At 73.3% G+C, this 20020-nt stretch carries 18 protein-coding genes and 1 pseudogene; 9 read left to right on the forward strand and 10 right to left on the reverse strand.

Annotated elements, in window-relative coordinates; translation table 11 throughout:
- Positions 1-21: 21 nt before the first annotated feature.
- The 3 genes from ACQP26_RS15285 to ACQP26_RS15295 form a co-directional block, all read right to left on the reverse strand.
- Positions 22-744: an FkbM family methyltransferase gene (locus ACQP26_RS15285; RefSeq protein ID WP_433496144.1), complete on the reverse strand. Its 723-nt coding sequence runs from the start codon at positions 742-744 to the stop codon at positions 22-24.
- A gap of 227 nt (positions 745-971) precedes the next feature.
- Positions 972-2156 carry a DDE-type integrase/transposase/recombinase gene (locus ACQP26_RS15290; RefSeq protein WP_433493339.1) on the reverse strand — a complete coding sequence of 395 codons (1185 nt, stop codon included), beginning with the start codon at positions 2154-2156 and terminating at the stop codon, positions 972-974.
- Between the two features lie 407 nt (positions 2157-2563).
- On the reverse strand, positions 2564-2944 hold the full coding sequence (locus tag ACQP26_RS15295; RefSeq protein WP_433496056.1) for a YccF domain-containing protein: 381 nt from the start codon (positions 2942-2944) through the stop codon (positions 2564-2566).
- 189 nt (positions 2945-3133) lie between these two features.
- Here ACQP26_RS15295 and ACQP26_RS15300 point away from each other — a divergent pair, with 189 nt between their 5' ends.
- Positions 3134-3379 (forward strand): hypothetical protein, encoded by a 246-nt coding sequence (locus tag ACQP26_RS15300; protein WP_433496057.1) that lies wholly within the window; start codon positions 3134-3136, stop codon positions 3377-3379.
- 9 nt (positions 3380-3388) lie between these two features.
- The gene (locus ACQP26_RS15305; RefSeq protein WP_433496058.1) at positions 3389-4498 is read left to right on the forward strand and encodes a M24 family metallopeptidase; all 1110 of its coding nucleotides are present in this window, start codon (positions 3389-3391) and stop codon (positions 4496-4498) included.
- A 22-nt stretch (positions 4499-4520) separates the two neighbouring features.
- Here ACQP26_RS15305 and ACQP26_RS15310 read toward each other — a convergent pair whose 3' ends face one another.
- Positions 4521-5540: an esterase/lipase family protein gene (locus tag ACQP26_RS15310; protein ID WP_433496059.1), complete on the reverse strand. Its 1020-nt coding sequence runs from the start codon at positions 5538-5540 to the stop codon at positions 4521-4523.
- 120 nt (positions 5541-5660) lie between these two features.
- Here ACQP26_RS15310 and ACQP26_RS15315 point away from each other — a divergent pair, with 120 nt between their 5' ends.
- Together ACQP26_RS15315 and ACQP26_RS15320 are read left to right on the forward strand one after the other, a co-directional pair.
- Complete coding sequence (locus ACQP26_RS15315; RefSeq protein WP_433496060.1) at positions 5661-5840, forward strand: hypothetical protein; 180 nt, start codon at positions 5661-5663, stop codon at positions 5838-5840.
- Positions 5841-5865: 25 nt separating this feature from the next.
- Positions 5866-7701: an HEXXH motif domain-containing protein gene (locus ACQP26_RS15320; RefSeq protein WP_433496061.1), complete on the forward strand. Its 1836-nt coding sequence runs from the start codon at positions 5866-5868 to the stop codon at positions 7699-7701.
- 46 nt (positions 7702-7747) lie between these two features.
- Here the strand turns inward: ACQP26_RS15320 and fxsT are convergent, their stop codons facing one another.
- The 4 genes and pseudogenes from fxsT to ACQP26_RS15340 all read right to left on the reverse strand — a co-directional run bounded on the left by fxsT (position 7748) and on the right by ACQP26_RS15340 (position 14186).
- Positions 7748-10327: an FxSxx-COOH system tetratricopeptide repeat protein gene (fxsT, locus tag ACQP26_RS15325; protein WP_433496145.1), complete on the reverse strand. Its 2580-nt coding sequence runs from the start codon at positions 10325-10327 to the stop codon at positions 7748-7750.
- A 294-nt stretch (positions 10328-10621) separates the two neighbouring features.
- Positions 10622-11764 (reverse strand): annotated as a pseudogene (locus tag ACQP26_RS15330) (SAV_2336 N-terminal domain-related protein); the annotation flags it as partial.
- On the reverse strand, positions 11695-12705 hold the full coding sequence (locus ACQP26_RS15335) for a MoxR family ATPase (RefSeq protein WP_269706245.1): 1011 nt from the start codon (positions 12703-12705) through the stop codon (positions 11695-11697). The gene ACQP26_RS15335 and the pseudogene ACQP26_RS15330, both read right to left, overlap by 70 nt.
- Positions 12702-14186: an effector-associated domain 2-containing protein gene (locus ACQP26_RS15340; protein ID WP_433496062.1), complete on the reverse strand. Its 1485-nt coding sequence runs from the start codon at positions 14184-14186 to the stop codon at positions 12702-12704. The genes ACQP26_RS15335 and ACQP26_RS15340 overlap by 4 nt, the downstream gene beginning before the upstream one ends.
- Before the next feature lie 333 nt (positions 14187-14519).
- Here ACQP26_RS15340 and ACQP26_RS15345 point away from each other — a divergent pair, with 333 nt between their 5' ends.
- The 3 genes from ACQP26_RS15345 to ACQP26_RS15355 are packed head-to-tail and all read left to right on the forward strand — an operon-like array spanning position 14520 to position 16450.
- Positions 14520-15662 carry an acyl-CoA dehydrogenase family protein gene (locus ACQP26_RS15345; RefSeq protein ID WP_433496063.1) on the forward strand — a complete coding sequence of 381 codons (1143 nt, stop codon included), beginning with the start codon at positions 14520-14522 and terminating at the stop codon, positions 15660-15662.
- A gap of 9 nt (positions 15663-15671) precedes the next feature.
- Positions 15672-15887: a DUF433 domain-containing protein gene (locus ACQP26_RS15350; protein ID WP_030502405.1), complete on the forward strand. Its 216-nt coding sequence runs from the start codon at positions 15672-15674 to the stop codon at positions 15885-15887.
- Positions 15888-15946: 59 nt separating this feature from the next.
- Positions 15947-16450: an Lrp/AsnC family transcriptional regulator gene (locus ACQP26_RS15355; protein WP_030502406.1), complete on the forward strand. Its 504-nt coding sequence runs from the start codon at positions 15947-15949 to the stop codon at positions 16448-16450.
- Here the strand turns inward: ACQP26_RS15355 and ACQP26_RS15360 are convergent.
- Positions 16383-16994, reverse strand: coding sequence for a histidine phosphatase family protein (locus tag ACQP26_RS15360; RefSeq protein ID WP_281577877.1), 612 nt, complete (start codon positions 16992-16994; stop codon positions 16383-16385). The two genes, ACQP26_RS15355 and ACQP26_RS15360, sit on opposite strands and share 68 nt — an antisense overlap.
- Positions 16995-17154: 160 nt before the next feature.
- On the opposite strand from ACQP26_RS15360, the gene ACQP26_RS15365 reads away from it, so the two are divergent.
- The gene (locus ACQP26_RS15365) at positions 17155-17349 is read left to right on the forward strand and encodes a CsbD family protein (RefSeq protein WP_073829538.1); all 195 of its coding nucleotides are present in this window, start codon (positions 17155-17157) and stop codon (positions 17347-17349) included.
- 57 nt (positions 17350-17406) lie between these two features.
- Here the strand turns inward: ACQP26_RS15365 and ACQP26_RS15370 are convergent, their stop codons facing one another.
- Positions 17407-18813, reverse strand: a complete 1407-nt coding sequence (locus ACQP26_RS15370; RefSeq protein ID WP_269706236.1) for a KamA family radical SAM protein — start codon at positions 18811-18813, stop codon at positions 17407-17409.
- Positions 18814-18956: 143 nt separating this feature from the next.
- Between ACQP26_RS15370 and ACQP26_RS15375 the strand changes: the two genes are divergently transcribed.
- The gene (locus tag ACQP26_RS15375; RefSeq protein ID WP_269706234.1) at positions 18957-20018 is read left to right on the forward strand and encodes a zinc-binding alcohol dehydrogenase; all 1062 of its coding nucleotides are present in this window, start codon (positions 18957-18959) and stop codon (positions 20016-20018) included.
- Positions 20019-20020 lie beyond the last annotated feature (2 nt).

Below are 20020 nucleotides of genomic sequence, written 5' to 3' on the forward strand. Positions count from 1 at the left end.
TCGGCCGTCCGAAATGGATGGTCAGGGGCGGGCGTACACGTCGCCCGAGTTGACCTCGTCCGGCAACGCGCGCAGGTACGCGGCCACAGCGGCCGCCTGGTGCCAGCCGGGCAGCGCGAACCGCATCTCGTCACCGAGCGCCACGGTGAACCGGGTGAAGCCGAGCGCGGTGAGCCGGTCCAGGCAGCGCGCCGTCAGCACCCGGGTGATGGTGGTGAACTCGAACGACAACGCGGGGACCGGCCGGCTCAGCCCGGCCAGCACGGCGTCCTCGAACCCCTCCACGTCGATCTTCACGAACGCCGGCACGCCGTACGCGGCCACGAGCGCGTCGAGCGTGGTGCCGGGCACCTCGATCCGGGCGTCCCAGGTCTCGCCCTCCCAGCCGGGCGCGCCGTCGGCGGCGCGGACGAACCCGGGGGAGGCGGTGGACACCGTCGGGTTGGCCGAGTTCACGTGCAGCCGTACCGGCCCGGCGGTACGCCCGCACGCCGCCTCCACCACCGTCACCGCGTCGTCGCCCGCGTACATCTCGCGCAGCGCCCGCGCGCACAGCGGCTGCGGTTCGACAGCCACCACGCGCGCACCCAGCCGGCGGAAGCTGCCCAGCCGGTCGCCCACGTGCGCGCCCACGTCGAAGACCAGGTCACCGGCGCGGACCAGCGGGGCGTAGAACGCGTCGAGCGCGGCGTCGCGCACCGGGTCGCCGTGATAGAAGTCCAGCGAGCGGCGCAGACCGGACATCTCCGGGTCCGCCTTGAGCGTCTCGATCACCCCGTCCCGCACCCCTCCGACGCTAGCCAGCAAACCCGCCCCGCGAGCCCCATTCGCGTCCCTCCAGCAACCACCCCACCCTCCTAGGACGCCGTAGAGGTGGTGCGCCAGGCCTCGGCAGATCTTGGTACGAGACGGCCCCAATGAGGGCTGTCATGTCCCGGGACATGTGTCAATGGGAAGTCCCGATAGATGTGTCATGGGTTGTGGATCGTGGGGGTGGGGGTGAGGGGGATGTAGTTCTTGTCGGGGTCGAGGTGGAGATGGCCGATGGGTTGGCCGTCGGGGTGGTAGATGGTGACGTGGTTGTTGTCGCGGATGGCGGTGACGGTGGTGCCGGCGTGGGTGGCGCCGACGCTGGTGCGGTGTCCGGCGATGGCGATGGCGCCGTTGCTGGCCACGGGGCAGTGGTGCAGGGTGGCGTCGGTTTGCAGGGGTGTGCTGGTGGGTCCGCCGAGGGTGGGTGCGTGGGTCCAGGCGTGGGCGGGTGTGGTGCGGCGGGGTAGGGCGCTGTGGCGGCGTTGGGTGTTGTAGTAGCGGCGGTAGGTGTCCAGGAGTGTTTGCAGGGCGGTGAGGGTCTGTGGTGGGGGTTGGGTGCTCAGCCATTTTTTGAGGGTTTGGTGGTGGCGTTCGACCTTGCCGCAGGTTTGTGGGTGGTAGGGGCTGGAGTTGATCGGGCGGGCGCCGTGGTCGATCAGGGTTTGCACGAAGGTGGAGATTGATCCGGGTCGGGTCCGGCGGCTGGTGAACGCGATGCCGTTGTCGCTGAGCACGATGGCTGGCACGCCGTAGGCGGTGAACGCCTGTCTGATCGCGGTGATCGCGGCTCGGGCGGTCTCCGCGGCGGCGGCGTGGCAGGCGACCAGGGTGCGGGTGCAGTCGTCCAGGACGTCGAAGACGACAACCGTGCGGCCGTCGGCGAGTTTCACTTCGGTGGCGTCGATCTGATAGCAGTCGCGGGGCCGGGCATAGCTGAAACGCCGCCACGAACTACGCGGTCGTTTAGCCGGAGTAGCCACGAGCAGGTCATGTCGGGCCAGCACCCGGTTGACCGTCGAGCGTGACGGCACCGACCAGGACGCGCCGATGCGCCGGCGCACCTCGCCCAACGCGTCTCGGATGAAGTCCGCCCCGTTGTCCGGGCCCAGTTCAACACGCAGTTTGCAGATCCACGCGTCCACCTCCGGCGGCGTGACCCGCGGACTACTACGCGGACGCCGGGATCGTTCCTGCCACTGACCCTCGGCCCGGATACGTGCGCGGTGCCGGTACACCGTGCGCACCGACACCCCGTGCTCACGCGCGAACTCGGCCGCGTTCACCCGAACCCCCGCCGCCAGCAGCGCGTCCAGCAGGTTCATCACATGCCGCCGAGAAGCCATGCCCGGCAGCACATACCACCCGACCCAAGATCCCTACCACCTGACACATGTATCGGGACTTCAACGCTGACAGATGTCATGGGACTGAACAGCCCCAATGAGGGCCTTTTCGTACCAAGATCTGGAGCGTTCCCAGGAGTCGGGACGCGTATCCCGCCAATTGGTCGTGCGCTCGCTGCCGGAAGGGTGCCGACCGGTGGGTGGAACGTCATGGGTGTCAAACACGGGCGGAGACACCCATGACGTTCCACCCGCCGGGGGCGGCGCGGGCGCGCGGACCGGAAGGGGAGGGACGGGCAGACGGACAGGCGTCGACAACGGCTGGAAGCTGTCCCGGTGTCCGCCGGCCTGCCCGGCGCAGCAGACCTCGCCCGGCCTCGACCCGGCGGCGCCGGGACCGGGGGCCGTTACGGGGTTTCGACGACCTCCTGGCCGAGCGGCCAGAGCGCCGCCGGGACCAGCTTGAAGTTCGCCACCCCGAACGGGATGCCGATGATCGTCACGCAGAGCGTGACACCGGCGATGATGTGCGACAGCGCCAGCCACCAGCCGGCCAGCACCACCCAGAGCACGTTCGCCAGGCCGGAGGGAAGGCCGGCGCCCGGCTTGGGCACGATGGTGCGCCCGAACGGCCACAGCGAGTACAGGGCGAGCCGCAGCGAGGCGACGCCGAAGGGGATGGTGACGACGAGGACGAAGCAGATCAGGGCGGCCACGCCGTAGCCCAGGGCCAGGAAGAAGCCGCCACCGAAGACGAGCCACAGCAGGTTCAGCAGAAAACGGATCACCCCTCCATGATCGCTCGCCCCCGCAAGCGGGAGCCGTGGGAATACCGGCGCGACCGCCGGGTAGAGGAGGGCGTGATCGAGTCCGAGCCGTCGTGCCTGTGGCGCCCGGGCGCACGGGCGGTGCCGTGACCGCTGTCGTTCCGGTGGCGCGCCGGCACGTCCGGGAGGCGTACGAGCGGCTGCGCCGGTATGTCATCGTCGGGCGTGGTGATCCGGGGCGGCGGCGCCGTCATGGTGCAGGCCGGCAGCACCGCCGTCCTGCTGGGCACAGTGGAGCCCAACGCCCCGGACCTGGCCGTGCCGCGTACGGCGAACGCGCTCGCCGCCCCCCTGGAGCTGCTCCAGGCGTCGGGCATGACCAAGATCGAGGCGGACCGGACGGCCGGTGTGTGTGAGCACCGGACGGGCTCCCGTCCGCACCCGAACGAACATTAGGCTGCGGCTGTGGGAATTGAGGAGCTGTACCCGGCCGCACGGCTGTCCGACGCCCAGCGCGCCACCGCCGCGGCGGGCCTGGACGCGCTGCTGCTCACCCCCGGTTCCGACCTGCGCTACCTGACCGGCTACGACGCCCGCGAGGGCGAGCGGCTCACCTGCCTGGTGCTGCCCGCCGAGGGCGAGCCGACGCTGATCGTGCCGGTGCTGGAACGGCCGGACGCCGAGGCCGCACCCGGCGCCGGGTTCCGGATCGTCGACCACGCCGACGGCACCGACCCGTGGCCGCTCGTCCGCGCGGCGCTACCGGGGCCGGTCCGCGCCGTCGGGCTGGCCGACCGGATGTGGGCTCAGCAGGTCCTCGCGCTGCGCGACGTCCTGCCCGGCGTGGCTCAGCGGCTCGCCTCCGAGGTGCTGCGCGAGATGCGGATCCGCAAGTCGCCGGCCGAGGTGGCCGCGCTGGCCGAGGCGGGTGCCGCGATCGACGCGGTGCACCTGCGGATGGGGGAGTGGCTGCGCCCCGGCCGCACCGAGCGGGAGGTGGCCGCCGACCTCGCCGCCGAGATCCGGGCCGCCGGGCACGCCGCTGTCGACTTCGTCATCGTGGCCGCCGGCCCCAACGGCGCGAGCCCGCACCACGGCACCTCGGACCGCCCGATCGGCGCCGGTGAGCCCGTGGTGGTCGACATCGGCGGCACGATGCCGTCGGGCTACCGCTCCGACTGCACCCGCACGTACGTCACCGGCGGCCCCGCCCCGGCCGAGTTCGCCGACTACTACGCGGTGCTGTGGGAGGCGCAGCGCGCCGCCGTGGCCGCGGTCGCGCCGGGGGTGGCCGCCGAAGCCCTCGACGCGGTCGCCCGGGACGTCATCACCGCCGCCGGTTTCGGCGACGCCTTCCTGCACCGCACCGGGCACGGCATCGGCCTCGACGGCCACGAGGAGCCGTACGTGGTGACGGGCAACCGCTTGCCGCTCCAGGCCGGCATGGCGTTCTCGGTCGAACCCGGGATCTACCTCGCCGGGCGGCACGGCGCCCGGATCGAGGACATCGTCGTGTGCACGCCCGACGGCGGGCAGCGGCTCAACACCACCCCCACGGAGCTGGTCGCGCTCTGACCGCGTGCCGTGGCGGTGCGGGTCAGCCCGCGTCCAGGGCCACCAGCCGCTCCCGCAGTTCGTCGACGACCGGGTGCTCCGGCACCAGGGCCGCCAGGGCGTCGGCCAGGGCCCGGCCGGGGGCGAGGTGCCGGTAGTCGCGCAGCGTGCCGAGCGCCGCGAGCAGTTCCAGCCGCGCCGGCCCGGGCCGGGCCAACTGCTCGCGTACGCGCAGCGGCAACCGCGCGTACGCCTGCGCGCGGAACGCCGGGTCGGTCATCCCGGGCACCTCGAGGAGCAGGTCCACCAGCTCGCTGTCGTTCAGCGGCGACGACGCCGCGGTGGCCGTGCGGGGCCGCGGAACGGGGTGCGCCGGTGGTCGGACCTCGTCGTCGGCCAGGTGCCGCAGCGCCTGCCGCAGGACGACGTAGGACCGGTGCTGGGGTGAGTCCGGCCGGACGATGCTGAAGTGGTCACCGGGCAGCACACCGGCGTCCGGGAAGACGCTGCGGGCCGACGCCGGCGGCACCACGGCGTCGCTCTCGCCCGCGAACGCCAGCACCCGCATCGACGGCTCGGGCACGTGCACGAGCCGGTGCAGCACGGCGCGCTGGGCGTCGAGCACTGCGGCGTTGAGCGGCCTCAGTTGCCGCTCCTGCGGGTTGCGCAGCAGCGTCCGGCGTGCCGGCAGGCCGAGGTCGGACCCCGCCGTCGGGCAGGCGTACATCAGCAGGAGGCGGAGGCGTCCCAGGTCGGGGTCGCTGTCGGTGAGCATCCGGGCCAGGGCGCGTTGCGCCACCAGTCCGCCCTGGCTGTGCGTGACCAGCGCCAGCCGGGGGTGGCCGGCGAGGTCGTGGCGCAGGAACGTGCGCAGGCTGTCGGCCACCTCGTCGAACGTCGGTATCCGCCGCAGCGGGTGCCAGGCCAGCAGCGGCGAGGCGTAGCGGAAGGCGTGTGTCTCGACGTCGCCGAGCGCGGGGTCGCCGCGGATCAGATCGCGGAAGGCGGACCAGACGTGGTCCGAGGAGAGGAACCCGTGGACGAACACTGTGGTGGTGGCCACGACGTCACGCTAGCACCGTGCCGCTCGTGGACGGTGGTCCGAAAGCCGTCGCGCGCCACGCCGTGGCCAATCGGCACGGCGCCCGCTCTCGAGGGCCACCAATATGGATAATGACTCCCCGTGAATCAACCGTACGCAATCGACGTCGACTCCGAATTAGTCGACCTCTCGGCGGTCTCGTTGGACCGCCTTCCTGAGCTTGACCAGGAGATTCTCGGTCCGGTCATGGGCCGGCTGCTGCGTCGTGTCGACGATCCCGAGAGCATCACCAGTGGTTACAATCCGCAACGACTCGACTGATATCGGCCGTCCGGGTGGAGGACGCATGACCGTCACGCTGCCGTTGGCCGAGCCGGTGCGGCACCGGCTCGGCCGCCACCACTTCGGGGCCCTGGCGGCGGGTGGCGGCGACGCCGGCACCGTCGAGGAGCTCCTGGCCGCCGAGCACAGCTGGCGGCTCCTGCAACTGCGCGCCGTGCTGGACGCGGTGTCCGCGACACCGGAGGTGGCGGGTCCGCTGCCTCCGGTGGCCGACGCCTGGGCCCTGCTGGTGGCGGCGCAACGCCACGCCCCGGACGTTGTCGACCGGCTGCTCACGCATCCACACGTCGGCACCTGGGCCGGCTACGTGCTGCGCCGGCTGCGCGGCTCCACAACCACCGCCGAGGGTCCACTCTGGGTGGACCTCGGCTACCTGCACGCCCTAGCGGCCGCCGCCGGCGTACGCGCGGGCCTGCCGTCGTTCACGCTGCGGGTGCCGGTCCGCGACGGGTTCGCCGCGTTGCCCACACTCGGTGGCGCCGTGCTGCCGGCCGCGCAACGGTGGAGCGTGGCCGAGGTGGCAGCCGCCGGTGGCGAGGCGACCGTCGCGCTGGACGGTCACCGGGTCGCGTTCCACGGCGACGGTGGCGGCGGGGACAGCTGGTTCGCGCTGCCCACCGTCCGGGCGGAGGCGGGCGGGCAGACGCTGACCGTCGCGCTGGACTTCCTCGACCCGTACCGGAACCTGCGCAGCCCGACCCCGCCGGACCTGGACACGGTCGCGGCGATCGACCGCTGGCGGACGCTGCTCACCCAGGCGTGGGACCTGCTGGTCCGGGTGTGCCCGGAGCGGGCGGCGCCCATCGCCCGCGGCCTGTTCTCGGTGGTGCCGCAACGCCCGGCGGAGCGGTTCCGCACCATGAGCGCGTCCGCCGGGGACGCGTTCGGCAGCATGCTCATCTCCGAGCCGGAGGACGCGCCGGAACTCGCTGTCACGCTGATCCACGAGTTCCAGCACATCAAGCTCGGCGGCCTGCTGCACCTGACCCCGCTGACGACCGGCGAGCCGTCGCAGCGGCTCTACGCGCCGTGGCGGGACGACCCGCGCCCGCTGGGTGGTCTGCTCCAGGGCGTGTACGCGTTCGTCGGGATCACCGAGTTCTGGCGGGCGTACCGTCCGGTGGCCACCGGCGCGGCGCGGACCGTGGCGCACTTCGAGTTCGCCAGGTGGCGGCGGCAGGTCACCGCGACCCTGGCGGCGCTGCGCGCCCGGCCCGAGCTGACCGACGTCGGCCGGCATCTGCTGGACGGCCTGGCCGCCACCGCGGAGACCTGGTGGTCCGAGCCGGTGCCGGCGGAGGTGCTCGCCGCGGCCGACGCTGCGGTCGACGACCACCGGGCCCAGTGGCGGCTGCACCACCGGCGTCCCGACCCGGCGGCGGTGCGGGCGTTCGCGGCGGCTCGCGAGGCCGGCGACGCCCGTCCGGACGACTACCCGGAGCCGCCGGTCGAGGCGGACCCCGGCGCGCGGCGGCTGGACACCCGGGCGGTGCTGCTGCTGTGGCGGCTCACCGACGCGGAGGGCTTCGCGCGGTTGCGTAAGGACCCGTCGACGGTCGGTGAGCAGGTCACCGGTGCGTCGGCGGCCGACCTGGCCTACGCCGCCGGTGACCTCGGGCAGGCCCACGAGCTCTACCTCGCGGAGCTGGCGACCGGCTCGGCCGGCCCGTCCGCGTGGGCCGGGCTGGGACTGACCACCGCCGCGCTGGGCCACGCCCCGGCGGCCGAGGCGCTGCGCAGCCGGCCGGAACTGGTCCGGGCCGTGTACCACCGGGTCGCCACCGCGTCGCCCGTCGACCCGGTGGACCTGGCGGCCTGGGTGGGGCCGTCCGCCGGGTGACACCACCGTCCACGGTGGCGGGGAGCCCGCCACCGTGGACTGTCGGCTACAACGGCATCGGGTCCAGGTCGCAGTTGCCCCGGACGGTCGGGTCCAGGCCGGCCCGGGTCGCCGGGTGCGTGTCGCCGAGCGTCCGGCGGAACGTCGGGCCGATCTCGTCGAGCAGCGCCCGACCCTCCGCCTCCCGGCCCAGGGCGATCAGGTCCATCGCCAGGTTGCCCAGCGCGATCAGCGTGGTCGGGTGCTCCGGGCCGAACACCTCCCGCGCCCGCTCCACAGTCGCCTGGTCCAGCTCGTACGCGGGCTGGTGCTCGCCCAGCACGTAGAGGTCGTTGCCGAGGTTGATGGACGCGGCCAGGACCAGCGGATGGTCCCGGCCCAGCCGGCGGGTGAGGACCGCCAGGCCCGCCTCGTTCACCGACCGCGCCAGCGTGGCGTCCCCGCGCAGCCGGTGCACGATCGCCAGGTTCGCCCGGGCCGCCACCGTGTACGGGTGCTCGTCACCGAACAGCTGCCGGTAGCGCTCGCCGATCTCCTCGCTGAGCTGCGCCGCGGCGTCCAGTTCGCCGGTGGCGCGCAGGTCGACGGCGAGACCGAACGCGGCGAGCAGCGTGTCCGGGTGGGCCTCGCCGTAGCGGGCGGCGAAGCCGTCGCGTACCTCCTGGGAGAGGGCGCGGGCGGCCACGTGGTCACCGGCCTTGCGCACCGCGGAGGCCAGCCGTCGGCGGGCCAGCAGCGTCTGCGTCTGGGCGCTGCCCCAGACCAGTGGCAGCCGGTCCACCACGTTCTGCATCTCGGCCCGGGCGGGCAGGTACTCGCCCAGTTCCCGGCGGTCGATGATGAGGTTCAGCTGGGATTCCAGCGTCTGCGCGTGGTCCTCGCCGAACAGCAGCACCCGGTGTGCGTAGGTGGCCTGGTCGACAGTGAACGCCCGCCGCATGTCGCCGGTCAGGCGCAGGCTGACGGCGAGATTGTGGGCGGCGTTGAGCGTGCTCGGGTCGTCCTCGCCGAGCAGCACCACGTGCCGCCGGTAGACGTCCTCGTCGATCTCGAGGGCCCGCGCGAAGTCCCCGGCGACCCGCAGGTCGGCGGCGACCGCGCCGAGGGCGCTCAACAGCTCCTCGGTGTCCTCGGCGGTGGCGCTCTCGTGGTCCCGCAGGATCCGGGTGTTCAGGTCGGCGGCCTCGGCGTGCCGGCCGAGCCGGTAGAGCATGAACCCGAGCCACTGGCCGATCCGCAGGGTGGTCGGATCGGTTTCGCCGAGCCGTTCCCGCCAGGTCTGGTAGGCGTGCCGGGACAGCTCCAGCGACGCCTCCATGTCGCCCCACCAGTAGAGGTAGCGGGCCTCGTTGTAGACCAGCTGGTGCACCCAGCCCTGGGCGGACTCGACCGCGCCGGAGACCAGCACGTGCGGGTAGAGGTCGGCGTAGCTGGGCCAGTTGCCAGGCGTGTCCGGGTCGTTGCGGTCGCCGGTGGCGAGCAGCCGGTGGGCGCTGGCGCGCATGGCGTCGCGTTCGGCGGCGGTCATCCGGTCCAGGAGCACCGCCTGGATCAGCCGGTGCATCTGGATCGAGTTGGTGCGGTGGATGACCCGGGCCAGCGCGTACCTGTTGATGTCGCGGATCGCCCGGCCGAGCCGCATCGGGTCGCGCAGCGCGCCGTTGAGGTCGGGGTGGATGTCGGCGTTCTGCGCGCCGCTGAACAGCGTGCGCGGGATGGGTTCGGGGGCGAGGAAGGAACACACCTGCAACAGCCGGAACGCGGCCGGGTTGGCGACCACCAGACGGTCCAGCGAGACGTTCCACGCGGCGGCCACCGGCAGCTGGTAGTCCATCGGGGGCGCCTGTTCGAGCAGTTCGACCCGCTTCTCCTCGAACAGCCGCAGGTACTCCTCGGCCGGCATGCCGGTCTCGGCGCGCCAGGCGGCGGCCTGCTCCAGGGCCAGCGGCAGGTCGCCGAGCGCCTCGGCGAGCTGGTCGGCCTCCTCGTCGGTGAGTTCCGGGCCGCGTCGGCGGAGCAGTTCGACGCTCTCCGTACGGGTGAAGACGTCCACCTCGAGCGTGCGCGCCATGGAGGCCCACTGCGGGTTGCGAGAGGTGATCATGATGCTGCCGGAGCCGCCGATGGGCAGGTACGGCAGGAGCACCTCGGGGCTCTCCGCGTTGTCGAAGATCAGCAGCCAGCGCGGGTAGGGCCGGCCCAGCCGCAGCGCCTCCTGCACCGCGAGGCGGGCGCTGCTCACGTCCGGCCCGGCGGTCAGGTTCATCCGGTGGGCCAGCTCGACGAGCGAGGCGCCGATCTGGGTGGCGCGCTCGGCGGGGATCCACCAGATCAGGTCGTACTCGCCCTGGTGCTGGTAGACGTACTCGACGGCGAGGTGTGACTTGCCCACCCCGCCCATGCCGTGCAGCGCGTGCGGCAGCACCGCCGTGGTGCCGCCCTTGATCTGCCGGTGCAGCAGGGCGAGCAGGTCGGCGCGGCCGGTGAAGTTCGGGTTACGGGGCGGGACGTTGCCCCACACGGCGGGAGTCCGGCCGGGGGTGGTGGCGTCCACTGGGGTCGACGACAAACCGGCTCCTTCAGCGGGGACGCTACGGGGGACGTCGGCATCTTCGCCTACCGCCATGATGACATTCGTGCCCCGCGATGCGGGAGTGTCGCGGACGTCGGGTTCGCCCGGCGTGTCCCGCTCGATCGCCGTGCGCAGCCGCCGGGCCCGCCCCAGGTAGCGGCCGGACAGCGCGCGCAGCACCGCGGTCTCGATCCGGGCGTCGGCGACGGACCCGGCGGAATCCAGCGGGACACCGTCCGGGTCGGACAGCACCCTGCCCCACGCCGCCAGCTCCGGCCGGTCCGGGCCGAGCCGCGCCGCGAGCGCCCGCCACACCCGTACCGTCTCGGCCCGCCGGCCGATCGCCAGCAGTTCTTCCCGGACCCCGGGCCGGAAGTCGACGCCGGGCCGGTTCGGTCGCGGCTCGACCAGCGGGCCGGTGAACACCTCGGCGAGGTGCACGTCGCCCGCCTCCGGCACCACCTCGGCGCGGACCGCCGCGATCGACGCCGGGTCCAGCGGCGCCGCCGCCAGTCCGGTGGCCAGCCGCAGCGCCGGCGGTGACGCCCAGGAGACGAACTCGCGTACCGCCGCGGCCGGATCCCACCGCTGCGGCGGGCGCCAGTCGGGCGGCTGCGGCGGCCTGGCGTAGGCCAGCACGGCGGGCAGATCGACCCAGCGCGGATGGCGTCCCGCGACCAGGTCCACCCAGGCGGCCAGCCAGCGGGTCCGCAGCTCCACCACTGGTACCGGGATCGCGTCGGGGTCCGCCGGCCGGCCGAGGTCGGCCAGCGCCCGCAGCGGGTCCGGCTGCCGCCACCACAGGCGGGCGTTCGGCACCCCGGCCCGGGGCGCCCGCAGGCCCAGACGCTGCGCGGCGAGGCCGCCCCGGTGCCACATCTGCTGCGGCAGCAGGTGGACGACGGCAACCGGGTGGCGCTGCGCCCACGCGTGCACGTGCGGCAGCGCCGCGCCGGTCCGCCACGCCGGGGCCGCCCCGTCGGAGAGCACCAGGACGATCCGGTGCCGCCGCACCACCGGCAGGCCCGCCGCCGCGGGTACGGGCGGACCGGCGCGGCCCCGGCGCAGCAGGACCTCCTCGGGGCGGGTTCCGCCGGTGACGAGGCGGCACACGCGTACGTCGTGGAAGGCGACGTGCCGGCGCAGCAACGCGGCGAAGGTCCGCACCCGGGCCGACCAGACCGTCATCGACGGGTGCTCGTCCACCACGAGCACCACGTCCCAGCGAGCCCGGGCGGCCCGCCGCAGCACGGGCCGGACCAGCCCCGCCTCGGCCTGCGCGGCGGTGGCCTCCTCGTCGTACACGATCAGTTCCCGCGACGAGACCAGCCGCCGGAAGGGACGCAGCACCTCGGCGAGCGTGTCCTCGCCGGAGGCCGTGCCGGTACCGGCCGGGCCGACGGAGAGCCGGGCCGGCAGGGTCATTCCGGGTCCGCCGTCGGGCCGCCGCGCCACAGCACCTCGGCGAGCCGGTCCCAGTCGGCCTCGCCGCCGTCGATCGAGGCGAGCTGCACCGCGTCGAGCAGTTGGTCCAGGGTGGGCGCCTCCGGATCGCGTTGCCGGTCGAGGAACGCCCGCACCAGCCCGGCGGCGGCCGGAGGACGTTCGGCGAAGTGGGCGTCCACGATGCCCAGCAGGGTCGCCTCGTCCGGGTCGGCCAGCCGCAGCCGCAGGCAGTGGCGCAGGAACGCGGGCGGGAACGCCCGGTCCTCGGTGCAGGTCATCACCACCAGCGGGAACTCGTGGCACCGGACCCGGCCGCCGCGCACTGTGGCGCGGCCACCCGGGTCGGCCGTGTGCACCGTCACCTCGGGGCTGCGCGGCGCCGCCCGGACCAGCTCGGGAATGGCGAAGCCGCCGTCGTCGAACACGGTACGCAGCTGCTGGGGGAGGTCGATGTCGCTCTGGTCCAGCTCGTCGATGAGCAGGACCCGGGGCGTGCGGTAGGGCAGCAGCGCGGTGCCCAGCGGCCCGAGGCTGAGGTGCTCGCCGAGTTCCTCCCCGACGGACCGGCCGGGGCTCTGCCCGGCCCGGACCCGCCCCAGCGGGTCGTGCTGCCAGAGACCGGCGCGGACCGTGTCGTGCGTGCTGACCGGCCAGTGCAGCACCCGGCCCAGGCCCAGCTCCCGGGCGACCCGGTAGGCCAGGCTGGACCGGCCGGACCCGGCGCGGCCGGTGACCAGCAGGGGACGGCGCAGCAGCAGCGCCGCGTTCACCACGTCCACCTCGCGTGGGTCCGGCCGCCGGGTCCGGACCGGTCCGAGTCGACGCTCGAGGTCCGGGTCCTCGGCCGGCGCCGGCGGCTCGTCCGGCCCGCCGTCGAAGGTGCGCCAGCGCGGCGGGGCGGGCCAGCGCCGGTCCCGCTCGGCCGGGTCGAGCGGCTCGCCGGTGCCCCGGTAGATCCGCCAGTCGGTGGTCCCCGGCGCGCTCATGCCGGCCGTCCCAGCCGGTCGCCGGGCGGGTGCAGCTCGGGGGTGCGGTCCGGGTCGTCCCAGAGCACCACCAGGTGGCGGCCGCTGTGCCGGTCGGCGTGCGGCTCCAGGGCGAGCGCGTCCAGTCGCGCCTGCCGGGCGTGCACCGGGAGGCGCGCGATGCGTCCGTCGGCGGTCATGTCCCGGATCTCCTCCCAGAACTCGGTGTCGGACGGGCGGGCGCGATGCCAGACGATCACCGGCAGGCCCGCCCGCAGGGCGGTCATCACTTCCTTGAAGCCGAGCGGGTTCCCCGGCGTCGGCGCGGCGCTGAGCAGCAGCGTCGACCAGCGCGGGTCGGCGGTCAGCTCGGCCTCCAGGCGGGTGAGGTACGCCGCGCCGTCGGGGCGGCTGCGGAAGAGGCGGCTGTGTGCCGGCTCGGCCTGGAGGTGTTCCCAGCGGCGGCGCCAGGCCCGGTGCCACTCGGGCTGACGCAGCCGGTTGAGGCTGCGGACGACCACCGGGTAGTCCATCGCCAGCACCTTCTGCTCCAGGTGGGCGCTGGCCGGCTCCTTGCGCCACCACGCGACGTCCTCGTTGAGCAGTTCCACCGGCAGGACCAGCTCGACGGCGACGTCGGCCCGCCGGTCCGACCACTCGATCTCCATCTGGTGGACGATCCGCTCCACCGTCGACTCCAGGTCGGCGTGGGCGACGTCGGTGAGCTGGCCGTGGCGGCGGGAGTGCCAGCCCTGCGCACCCTGCCACTGCCGGTAGTGGGAGACGGTGTAGACGGTGCTGCCGGGGGCGAGGTCCGGCTCGACCTGGATCACCAGGTAGACGTACGGCTCGGGGGTCCGGTCACCGGCGTTGACCCGGGCCCGCCGCAGGTCCAGGTCCTCGGTCAGATCCAGCAGGCTGGCCTGACGCCGGTTGCGCTCGCGGATCAGCCGGGCCGTGGCCCGGTCCACCTCGTACTCGAGCAGCACCAGGAACAGCATGTTCGGGGGCAGCCCGTGCGCCGGCGCGTTCTGCCCGGTCAGGTAGACGAAGACGTCCCAGGCGCTGACGCACCACGAGGGGGGCGTGGCCGTCTTGTGGTCGGTGGCCCGCTGGTAGAGCCAGCCGAGCGAGTCCGGGCGGTGGGCGGACAGCGCCGGTCGCAGTTCGGTCCAGTCCTCGGCGGTCAGCAGCTCGACCGCGTCGATCTCGTGGCGCAGCCGGTGCAGCGGGCCGAGGTGGGCGGCGGCGGGCTCGAAGAACGCGAGCACCTCGATCAGCGTGGCCAGGTCGAGCAGGCAGACGCGGACGATCTCGATGCTCTGCATGCGGGGGTTGTCGTAGTCGTTGACGCCGTGGTCGGACAGCCGCTCGCGGAGCTTGCCGACGAGAAGCCGGCGGCTGTCGGGCTGGTGGAGCAGGTGCATCCCGGACAGCAGGTCGACCAGTTCCCCCTCGATGTGGCGCCGGGGGTCGGCGCCTGGGGACGGATGCTGCGTCATGTGCCATCCGGTTCGTCACGCGGCGGGTGAACAGTGCCGGCCGGTGGGGCCGCGACGGCACGGCGACGGGCGGCGGCGATGGACGTCCATGATCGCAGCAGGGGAGACCGTTTCACGTCGACTGTCCGGTCCCCGACACCGGCGGCGTATGCCATCGGTACCCTCCGATCGATGCGGCCGAGCACGCACCATTCTGACGGTGCGGTCAAGGGGTGACCACAGGGCGTGTGCGGAGGTGTTCCCGCACGTGCCCAAACGACCGTTAAGCTGAGAGGGTCCGTACCCCGGACGCCCGCAACGGCTCACCACCACCCCCACGGAGCTCACCGCGCTATGAACGTCGACCGGATCCTCCCCACCGACGAGGCCCACGACCTGCTGGACCTCGCCACCGAACTCGCCGACCGGGAACTGGCCCCGGCCGCCGCCGGGTTCGAGGCCCGCGCCGAGTTCCCCCGGGAGGTGCTGCGCACCCTGGGCCGCGCCGGGCTGCTCGGCCTGCCGTACGCCGAGGAACACGGCGGCGCCGCCCAGCCGTACGAGGTGTACCTGCAGGTGCTGGAGATCCTCGCCAGCCGGTGGCTGGCCGTGGCCGAGGCGGTCAGCGTGCACACGCTGTCCTGCTACCCGGTGGCCCAGTTCGGCACCGACGAGCAGCGCAAACTCCTGCCCGACATGATCGGCGGGGAACTGCTCGGGGCGTACTGCCTCTCCGAGCCGCAGGGTGGTTCGGACGCGGCGGCCCTGACCACACGGGCGGTGCGCGACGGCGACGCGTACGTGGTCACCGGCACCAAGGCGTGGATCACGCACGCCCGGGTCGCCGACTTCTACAACATCTTCTGCCGCACCGGCGGCCCCGGCCCGAAGGGCATCTCCTGCCTGCTCGCCGACCGGGCCACGCCGGGCATCCACCCGCAGGCCGCCGAGCGCACCATGGGCCTGCACGCCTCGCCGATCGCGCAGATCGCCTTCGACGACGCCCGGGTGCCGGCGGAGCGGCTGATCGGCGGCGAAGGCGCCGGGTTCACCATCGCCATGTCCGCGCTCGACTCGGGACGGCTGGGCATCGCCGCCTGCGCGGTGGGCCTGGCCCAGGGCGCGCTCGACTACGCCGTCGGCTACGCCCGGGAGCGCCGCCAGTTCGGCCGCGCGATCATCGACTTCCAGGGGCTCGGGTTCAACCTCGCCGACGCCGCCACCCAGATCTCTGCCGCCCGGGCGCTCACCCTCGCGGCCGCGCGGCTGCGCGACGCCGGCCGCCCGTACTCGATCGAGGCGGCGAAGGCGAAGCTGTTCGCCACGGACATGGCGATGCGGGTGACCACCGACGCGGTGCAGGTGCTCGGCGGCGCCGGGTACGTCGCCGACCACCCGGTCGAGCGGTACATGCGCGAGGCCAAGGTGCTGCAGATCGTGGAGGGCACCAACCAGATCCAGCGGCTGGTCATCTCGCGCGCGCTGGCCAAGGGCTAGCCTGTCGCGGTGACCTTCCCCCGGATCACCGCCGACCCCGACGTCATGGGGGGTGCGCCCTGCGTCCGGCAGTCGCGCATCCCCGTGGCCACCCTGCTGGCCATGATGGCCGAGGGCATGTCCGTCACCGACATCCTCACCGACCTGCCGTTCCTGGACGAGGAGGACATGGCGGAGGTGCTGAACTACGCCGCGGACGCGGTGCGCGACCGGACGGCGCGCTGAGCGTCACCCCGGCGGGCCGGGTGCGGCGTGGGAGCGCTTTTCCGGCTAGGGTGCAGCGCGTGGAGGAGATCGACCGTGCCATCGTCGCCGCGCTGACCGGGGACGGTCGGCTGTCGTACACGGACCTGGCCGAGCGGGTGGGCCTGTCGGTGTCGGCCGTGCACCAGCGGGTCCGCCGGCTGGAGCAGCGCGGGGTGATCAAGGGGTACGCCGCGCGGGTGTCGTTCGAGGCGCTGGACCTGCCGCTGACCGCGTTCGTGGCGATCCGGCCGTTCGACCCGTCGCAGCCGGACGACGCGCCGGAACGGCTGGCGCACCTGCCCGAGATCGACTCGTGCTACTCGGTGGCGGGGGAGGACTTCTACCTCCTGCTGGTGCGGGTGGCCGGTCCGGCCGACCTGGAACGGGTGCTGCAGGAGATCCGCACCTCCGCGAACGTCACCACGCGCACCACAGTGGTGCTGTCCACGCCGTACGAGAACCGGCCGCCGAAGATCAATGGCGAGCTGACCGGCCGGGGTCGTCCCCGCCCGTCGGCGGAGCCGGCAGGTTCCACCGCCTGATCACCCGCCGGCCGTGCTCGTGACCGAGGACGCTGAGCGTGGCGGTGTCCAGCCGCAGCAGCCCGCCGGCCGAGGGCGGCAATCCGATCCAGCGTGCCCCGAGCACCCGCAGGCTGTGCCCGTGCCCGACGAGCGCGACGTCGCCGTCGTCCAGCAGCGGCGCGACCCGCTCCAGGACGGCGTCCAGGCGGGCGCCCACCTGTTCCGGTGACTCACCGCCGGGGCCGCCGTCGGCCCAGATCGACCAGCCGGGCCGCTCGGTCTGGATGTCGGCGCTGGTGCGTCCCTCGTACTCGCCGTAGTGCCATTCGGCCAGGTCGGGCTCGATCGCGTCGACGGTGAGCCCGGCCAGGGCCGCGGTGCGGGTGGCGCGCTGCCGGGGGCTGGACAGCACCCGGGCGAAGCGCCGGCCGGCGAGCAGAGGGGCCAGCGCGCGGGCCTGCCGCTCGCCGTCGGGGGTCAGGTCCAGATCGGTGTACGAGGTGTGTCGGTGCGCGGCGCTCCAGCTGGTCTCGCCGTGCCGGATCAGCAGGATCTCGTTCACCGGCCCAGTCAACCACGGCCTGGCGGCGTCGGCCGGGCGTCACGCCTTCAACCTATTGTCCTAGGACGCCTTACGCGATGTGCACCGGTCAACAGCGTTTGACCCGGCAGTCACCGGGGACGCGACAAGGGCAAGGCGTAGCCGGACGAGGGAGGGCGACATGAGCTTCACCGACAAGGCGAAGAACAAGGCCCAGGAGATGAGCGGCATGGCCAAGGAGCGGATCGGCGACGTGACCGACAACGAGCGGTTGCGGGCCGAGGGCGCCTCCGAGCAGAGCACGGCGCGCGCCCGGCAGGCCGGGGAGCACGCCAAGCAGGCGGGCCGCGACGTCAAGGACGCCTTCAACAAGTGAGTACGCGAACGGCGGGCCACCTCATCGCAGAGGTGGCCCGCCGTCGGGTGTCCGGGGTCAGTCGTCGCGGTGCGCGAGCCACCAGGCCTGGCCGGCCTCGGGCAGCGTGTCGATCGGGTCGTAGTAGGCGTAGCGCTTGTTCAGCGCCTCCAGGTCGGCCGACTCGATCGAGGTGCGGTAGTTCTTCGTCCAGTACGAGATGCCGCGCTCCCGGTCGTAGTCGGTGAGCATGTGCACCCAGCGCTTGCCGACGAACGGCACGTCGCAGACGATCCGCGGGGTGGCGTAGCCGGGCAGGTAGCCCATGATGTCGTGCTGGAGCTGCTGGGCGTGCCAGACCGGGACGCGCCAGTGCTCGGCGTTGGGGATCATGTCGCACATGTAGAAGTAGTACGGCAGGATGCCCGCCTCGCCCTGCAGCGCGAAGCAGAGGTCCAGCAGGTCGGCGCTGGTGGCGTTGACGCCGCGCATGAGCACGCCCTGGTTGCGGACGTCGCGGACGCCGACGTCGAGCGCGGTCTGGGCGGCCTTGGCGACCAGCGGGGTCAGCGACTGGGCGTGGTTGACGTGGGTGTGGATGGCCAGGTTGACGCCGCGGCGGGCGGCGGTGCGGGCGACGCGTTCGAGGCCCTCGACCACGTCGGGCTGGAGCCAGTGCTGGGGCAGGCCCATGAGCGCCTTGGTGGCGAGCCGGATGTCGCGGATCGTCTCGATCTCCAGCAGGCGCATCAGGTACGACTCGAGGTTGCGCCACGGCACGTTGGCGACGTCGCCGCCGGAGACGACCACGTCACGTACGCCCGGGTGGGCCTTGAGGTAGGTGATGTGGGCGTCGTAGCGGTCGACCGGCTTGAGGGTGAGCTTGAGCTTGTCGACGGCGGGGGTGGAGTTGCCGACGAGGTCCATGCGGGTGCAGTGGCCGCAGTACTGCGGGCAGGTGGAGAGCAGTTCGGCGAGGACCTTGGTGGGGTAGCGGTGGGTGAGACCCTCGGCGACCCACATGTCGTGCTCGTGGAGGCTGTCGCGGCTGGCGTACGGGTGCGACGGCCAGTCGGTGCGCCGGTCGGAGGCGACCGGGATCATGTAGCGGCGGATCGGGTCGGCGAGCAGCGCCTCGGTGCTCATCGGCTGATGCGGCACCATCGTGTTGAGCATCTGCGGCGGCACCAGCATGGACATGGTGGCCAGGGCCTTCTGGTCGGCCTCCAGGTCGGCGTAGAAGGTCTCGTCGACGGTGTCGCCGAGGACGGTGCGCAGCTGCTTGATGTTCTTGACGCAGTTGACCCGTTGCCACTGGGCGCTCTCCCACTGGTCGCGGGTGACGTGGCGCCAGCCGGGGAAGCGGGTCCAGTCGGGTTCGACGAGGGGTGCGCGGCGGTATTCGTAGGGCTGTCCGGCGGCCGGGACGGCGGCCGGCGCGTGGCGGGGCGTCGGGATGGTCTCCACCGGTTGGGTCTGGGTCACGGCCCCTCCTCGTCTGCGTGCGGGTTGATCAACGGATGCGTAGGCTACTGGAAAATCTGCGGTGAAGAAATTAGTCTGCCGGAAGTTTTCCCGCGACGCGAGCCCTGACCGGGGGTTCGGGCGGCTGGACATAGGGGGTCGGCGTGACGTCACCGGTGGGTCTGCACCGAGTCGTGGAACCGGTGGGAGTGCTCCCGCAGGCGGCCTGGCGGCTGGACCCCGACCCGCGCATCGCGGCGAACGAGGTGCGGATCCGGGTCGAGCGGCTCAACCTGGACGCGGCGAGTTTCCGGCAGCTGGCGGAGAAGCACGGCGGCGACGGGGAGAAGGTCCGCGCCGAGGTGCTGGAGATCGTGTCGGCCCGGGGGAAGATGCAGAACCCGGTGACCGGTTCCGGCGGGATGCTGATCGGCACCGTCGAGGAGGCGGGCCGCCGCTCGCCGCTGGGGCTGAAGCCCGGTGACCGGGTGGCGACGCTCGTGTCGCTGACGCTGACGCCGCTGACGATCACCGACGGGCTGGCCCGCTGGGACGGGCGCAGCGAGCAGGTGCCGTGCGACGGGTACGCGATTCTGTTCGCCCGGTCGATCGCGGCGGTGCTGCCGCCGGACCTGCACCCCGAGCTGTCCCTGGCGGTGCTGGACGTGTGCGGGGCGCCGGCGCTTACGGCGCGGGTGGTGGCCGAGCAGGTGGCGCGGCGTTCCCGCGAGGGTGATCCGCGTCCGGTGTCGGTGGCGGTGATCGGCGGGGCCGGCAAGAGCGGGTCGTTGTCGCTGGCGGCGGCGCGGCGGGCGGGCGCCGCCCGTACCGTCGGGGTGGTTCCGGTGGACGCGGAGCGGGACGCGCTGACGGCGGCCGGGCTGGCCGACGTGGTGGCGCTGGCCGACGCGCGGGATCCGGTGGGGCTGTCGACGGCGGTGACGACGGCGCTGGGTGTGCCGGCGGACGTGACTGTGGTGTGCGTGGACGTGCCGGGGTGTGAGCACGGCGCGGTGCTGGCCACGGCGGACGGCGGTACGGTGATCTTCTTCTCGATGGCGACGAGCTTCGCGGCGGCGGCGCTGGGCGCGGAGGGCCTGGCGGCGGACGTGACGATGCTGGTGGGCAACGGGTACGTGCCGGGACACGCGGCGCTGGCGCTGGATCTGTTGCGGGCCGAGCCGGGGGTGCGCGGCCTGTTCGAGGCGCGTCTGACGGCAGACTGAGA

This window comes from Micromonospora sp. CA-248089, assembly GCF_050948515.1.
Lineage (GTDB): Bacteria > Actinomycetota > Actinomycetes > Mycobacteriales > Micromonosporaceae > Micromonospora.

What these genes read in the sequence shown, in the direction of transcription:
- ACQP26_RS15300 (WP_433496057.1), top strand. Translation starts at nt 3,134, where the DNA reads ATGTCATCGTCGGGCGTGGTGATCCGGGGCGGCGGCGCCGTCATGGTG.
- ACQP26_RS15345 (WP_433496063.1), top strand. Translation starts at nt 14,520, where the DNA reads ATGAACGTCGACCGGATCCTCCCCACCGACGAGGCCCACGACCTGCTG.
- ACQP26_RS15320 (WP_433496061.1), top strand. Translation starts at nt 5,866, where the DNA reads ATGACCGTCACGCTGCCGTTGGCCGAGCCGGTGCGGCACCGGCTCGGC.
- ACQP26_RS15290 (WP_433493339.1), bottom strand. Translation starts at nt 2,156, where the DNA reads ATGGCTTCTCGGCGGCATGTGATGAACCTGCTGGACGCGCTGCTGGCG.
- ACQP26_RS15285 (WP_433496144.1), bottom strand. Translation starts at nt 744, where the DNA reads ATGTCCGGTCTGCGCCGCTCGCTGGACTTCTATCACGGCGACCCGGTG.
- ACQP26_RS15340 (WP_433496062.1), bottom strand. Translation starts at nt 14,186, where the DNA reads ATGACGCAGCATCCGTCCCCAGGCGCCGACCCCCGGCGCCACATCGAG.
- fxsT (WP_433496145.1), bottom strand. Translation starts at nt 10,327, where the DNA reads ATGGCGGTAGGCGAAGATGCCGACGTCCCCCGTAGCGTCCCCGCTGAA.
- ACQP26_RS15365 (WP_073829538.1), top strand. Translation starts at nt 17,155, where the DNA reads ATGAGCTTCACCGACAAGGCGAAGAACAAGGCCCAGGAGATGAGCGGC.
- ACQP26_RS15335 (WP_269706245.1), bottom strand. Translation starts at nt 12,705, where the DNA reads ATGAGCGCGCCGGGGACCACCGACTGGCGGATCTACCGGGGCACCGGC.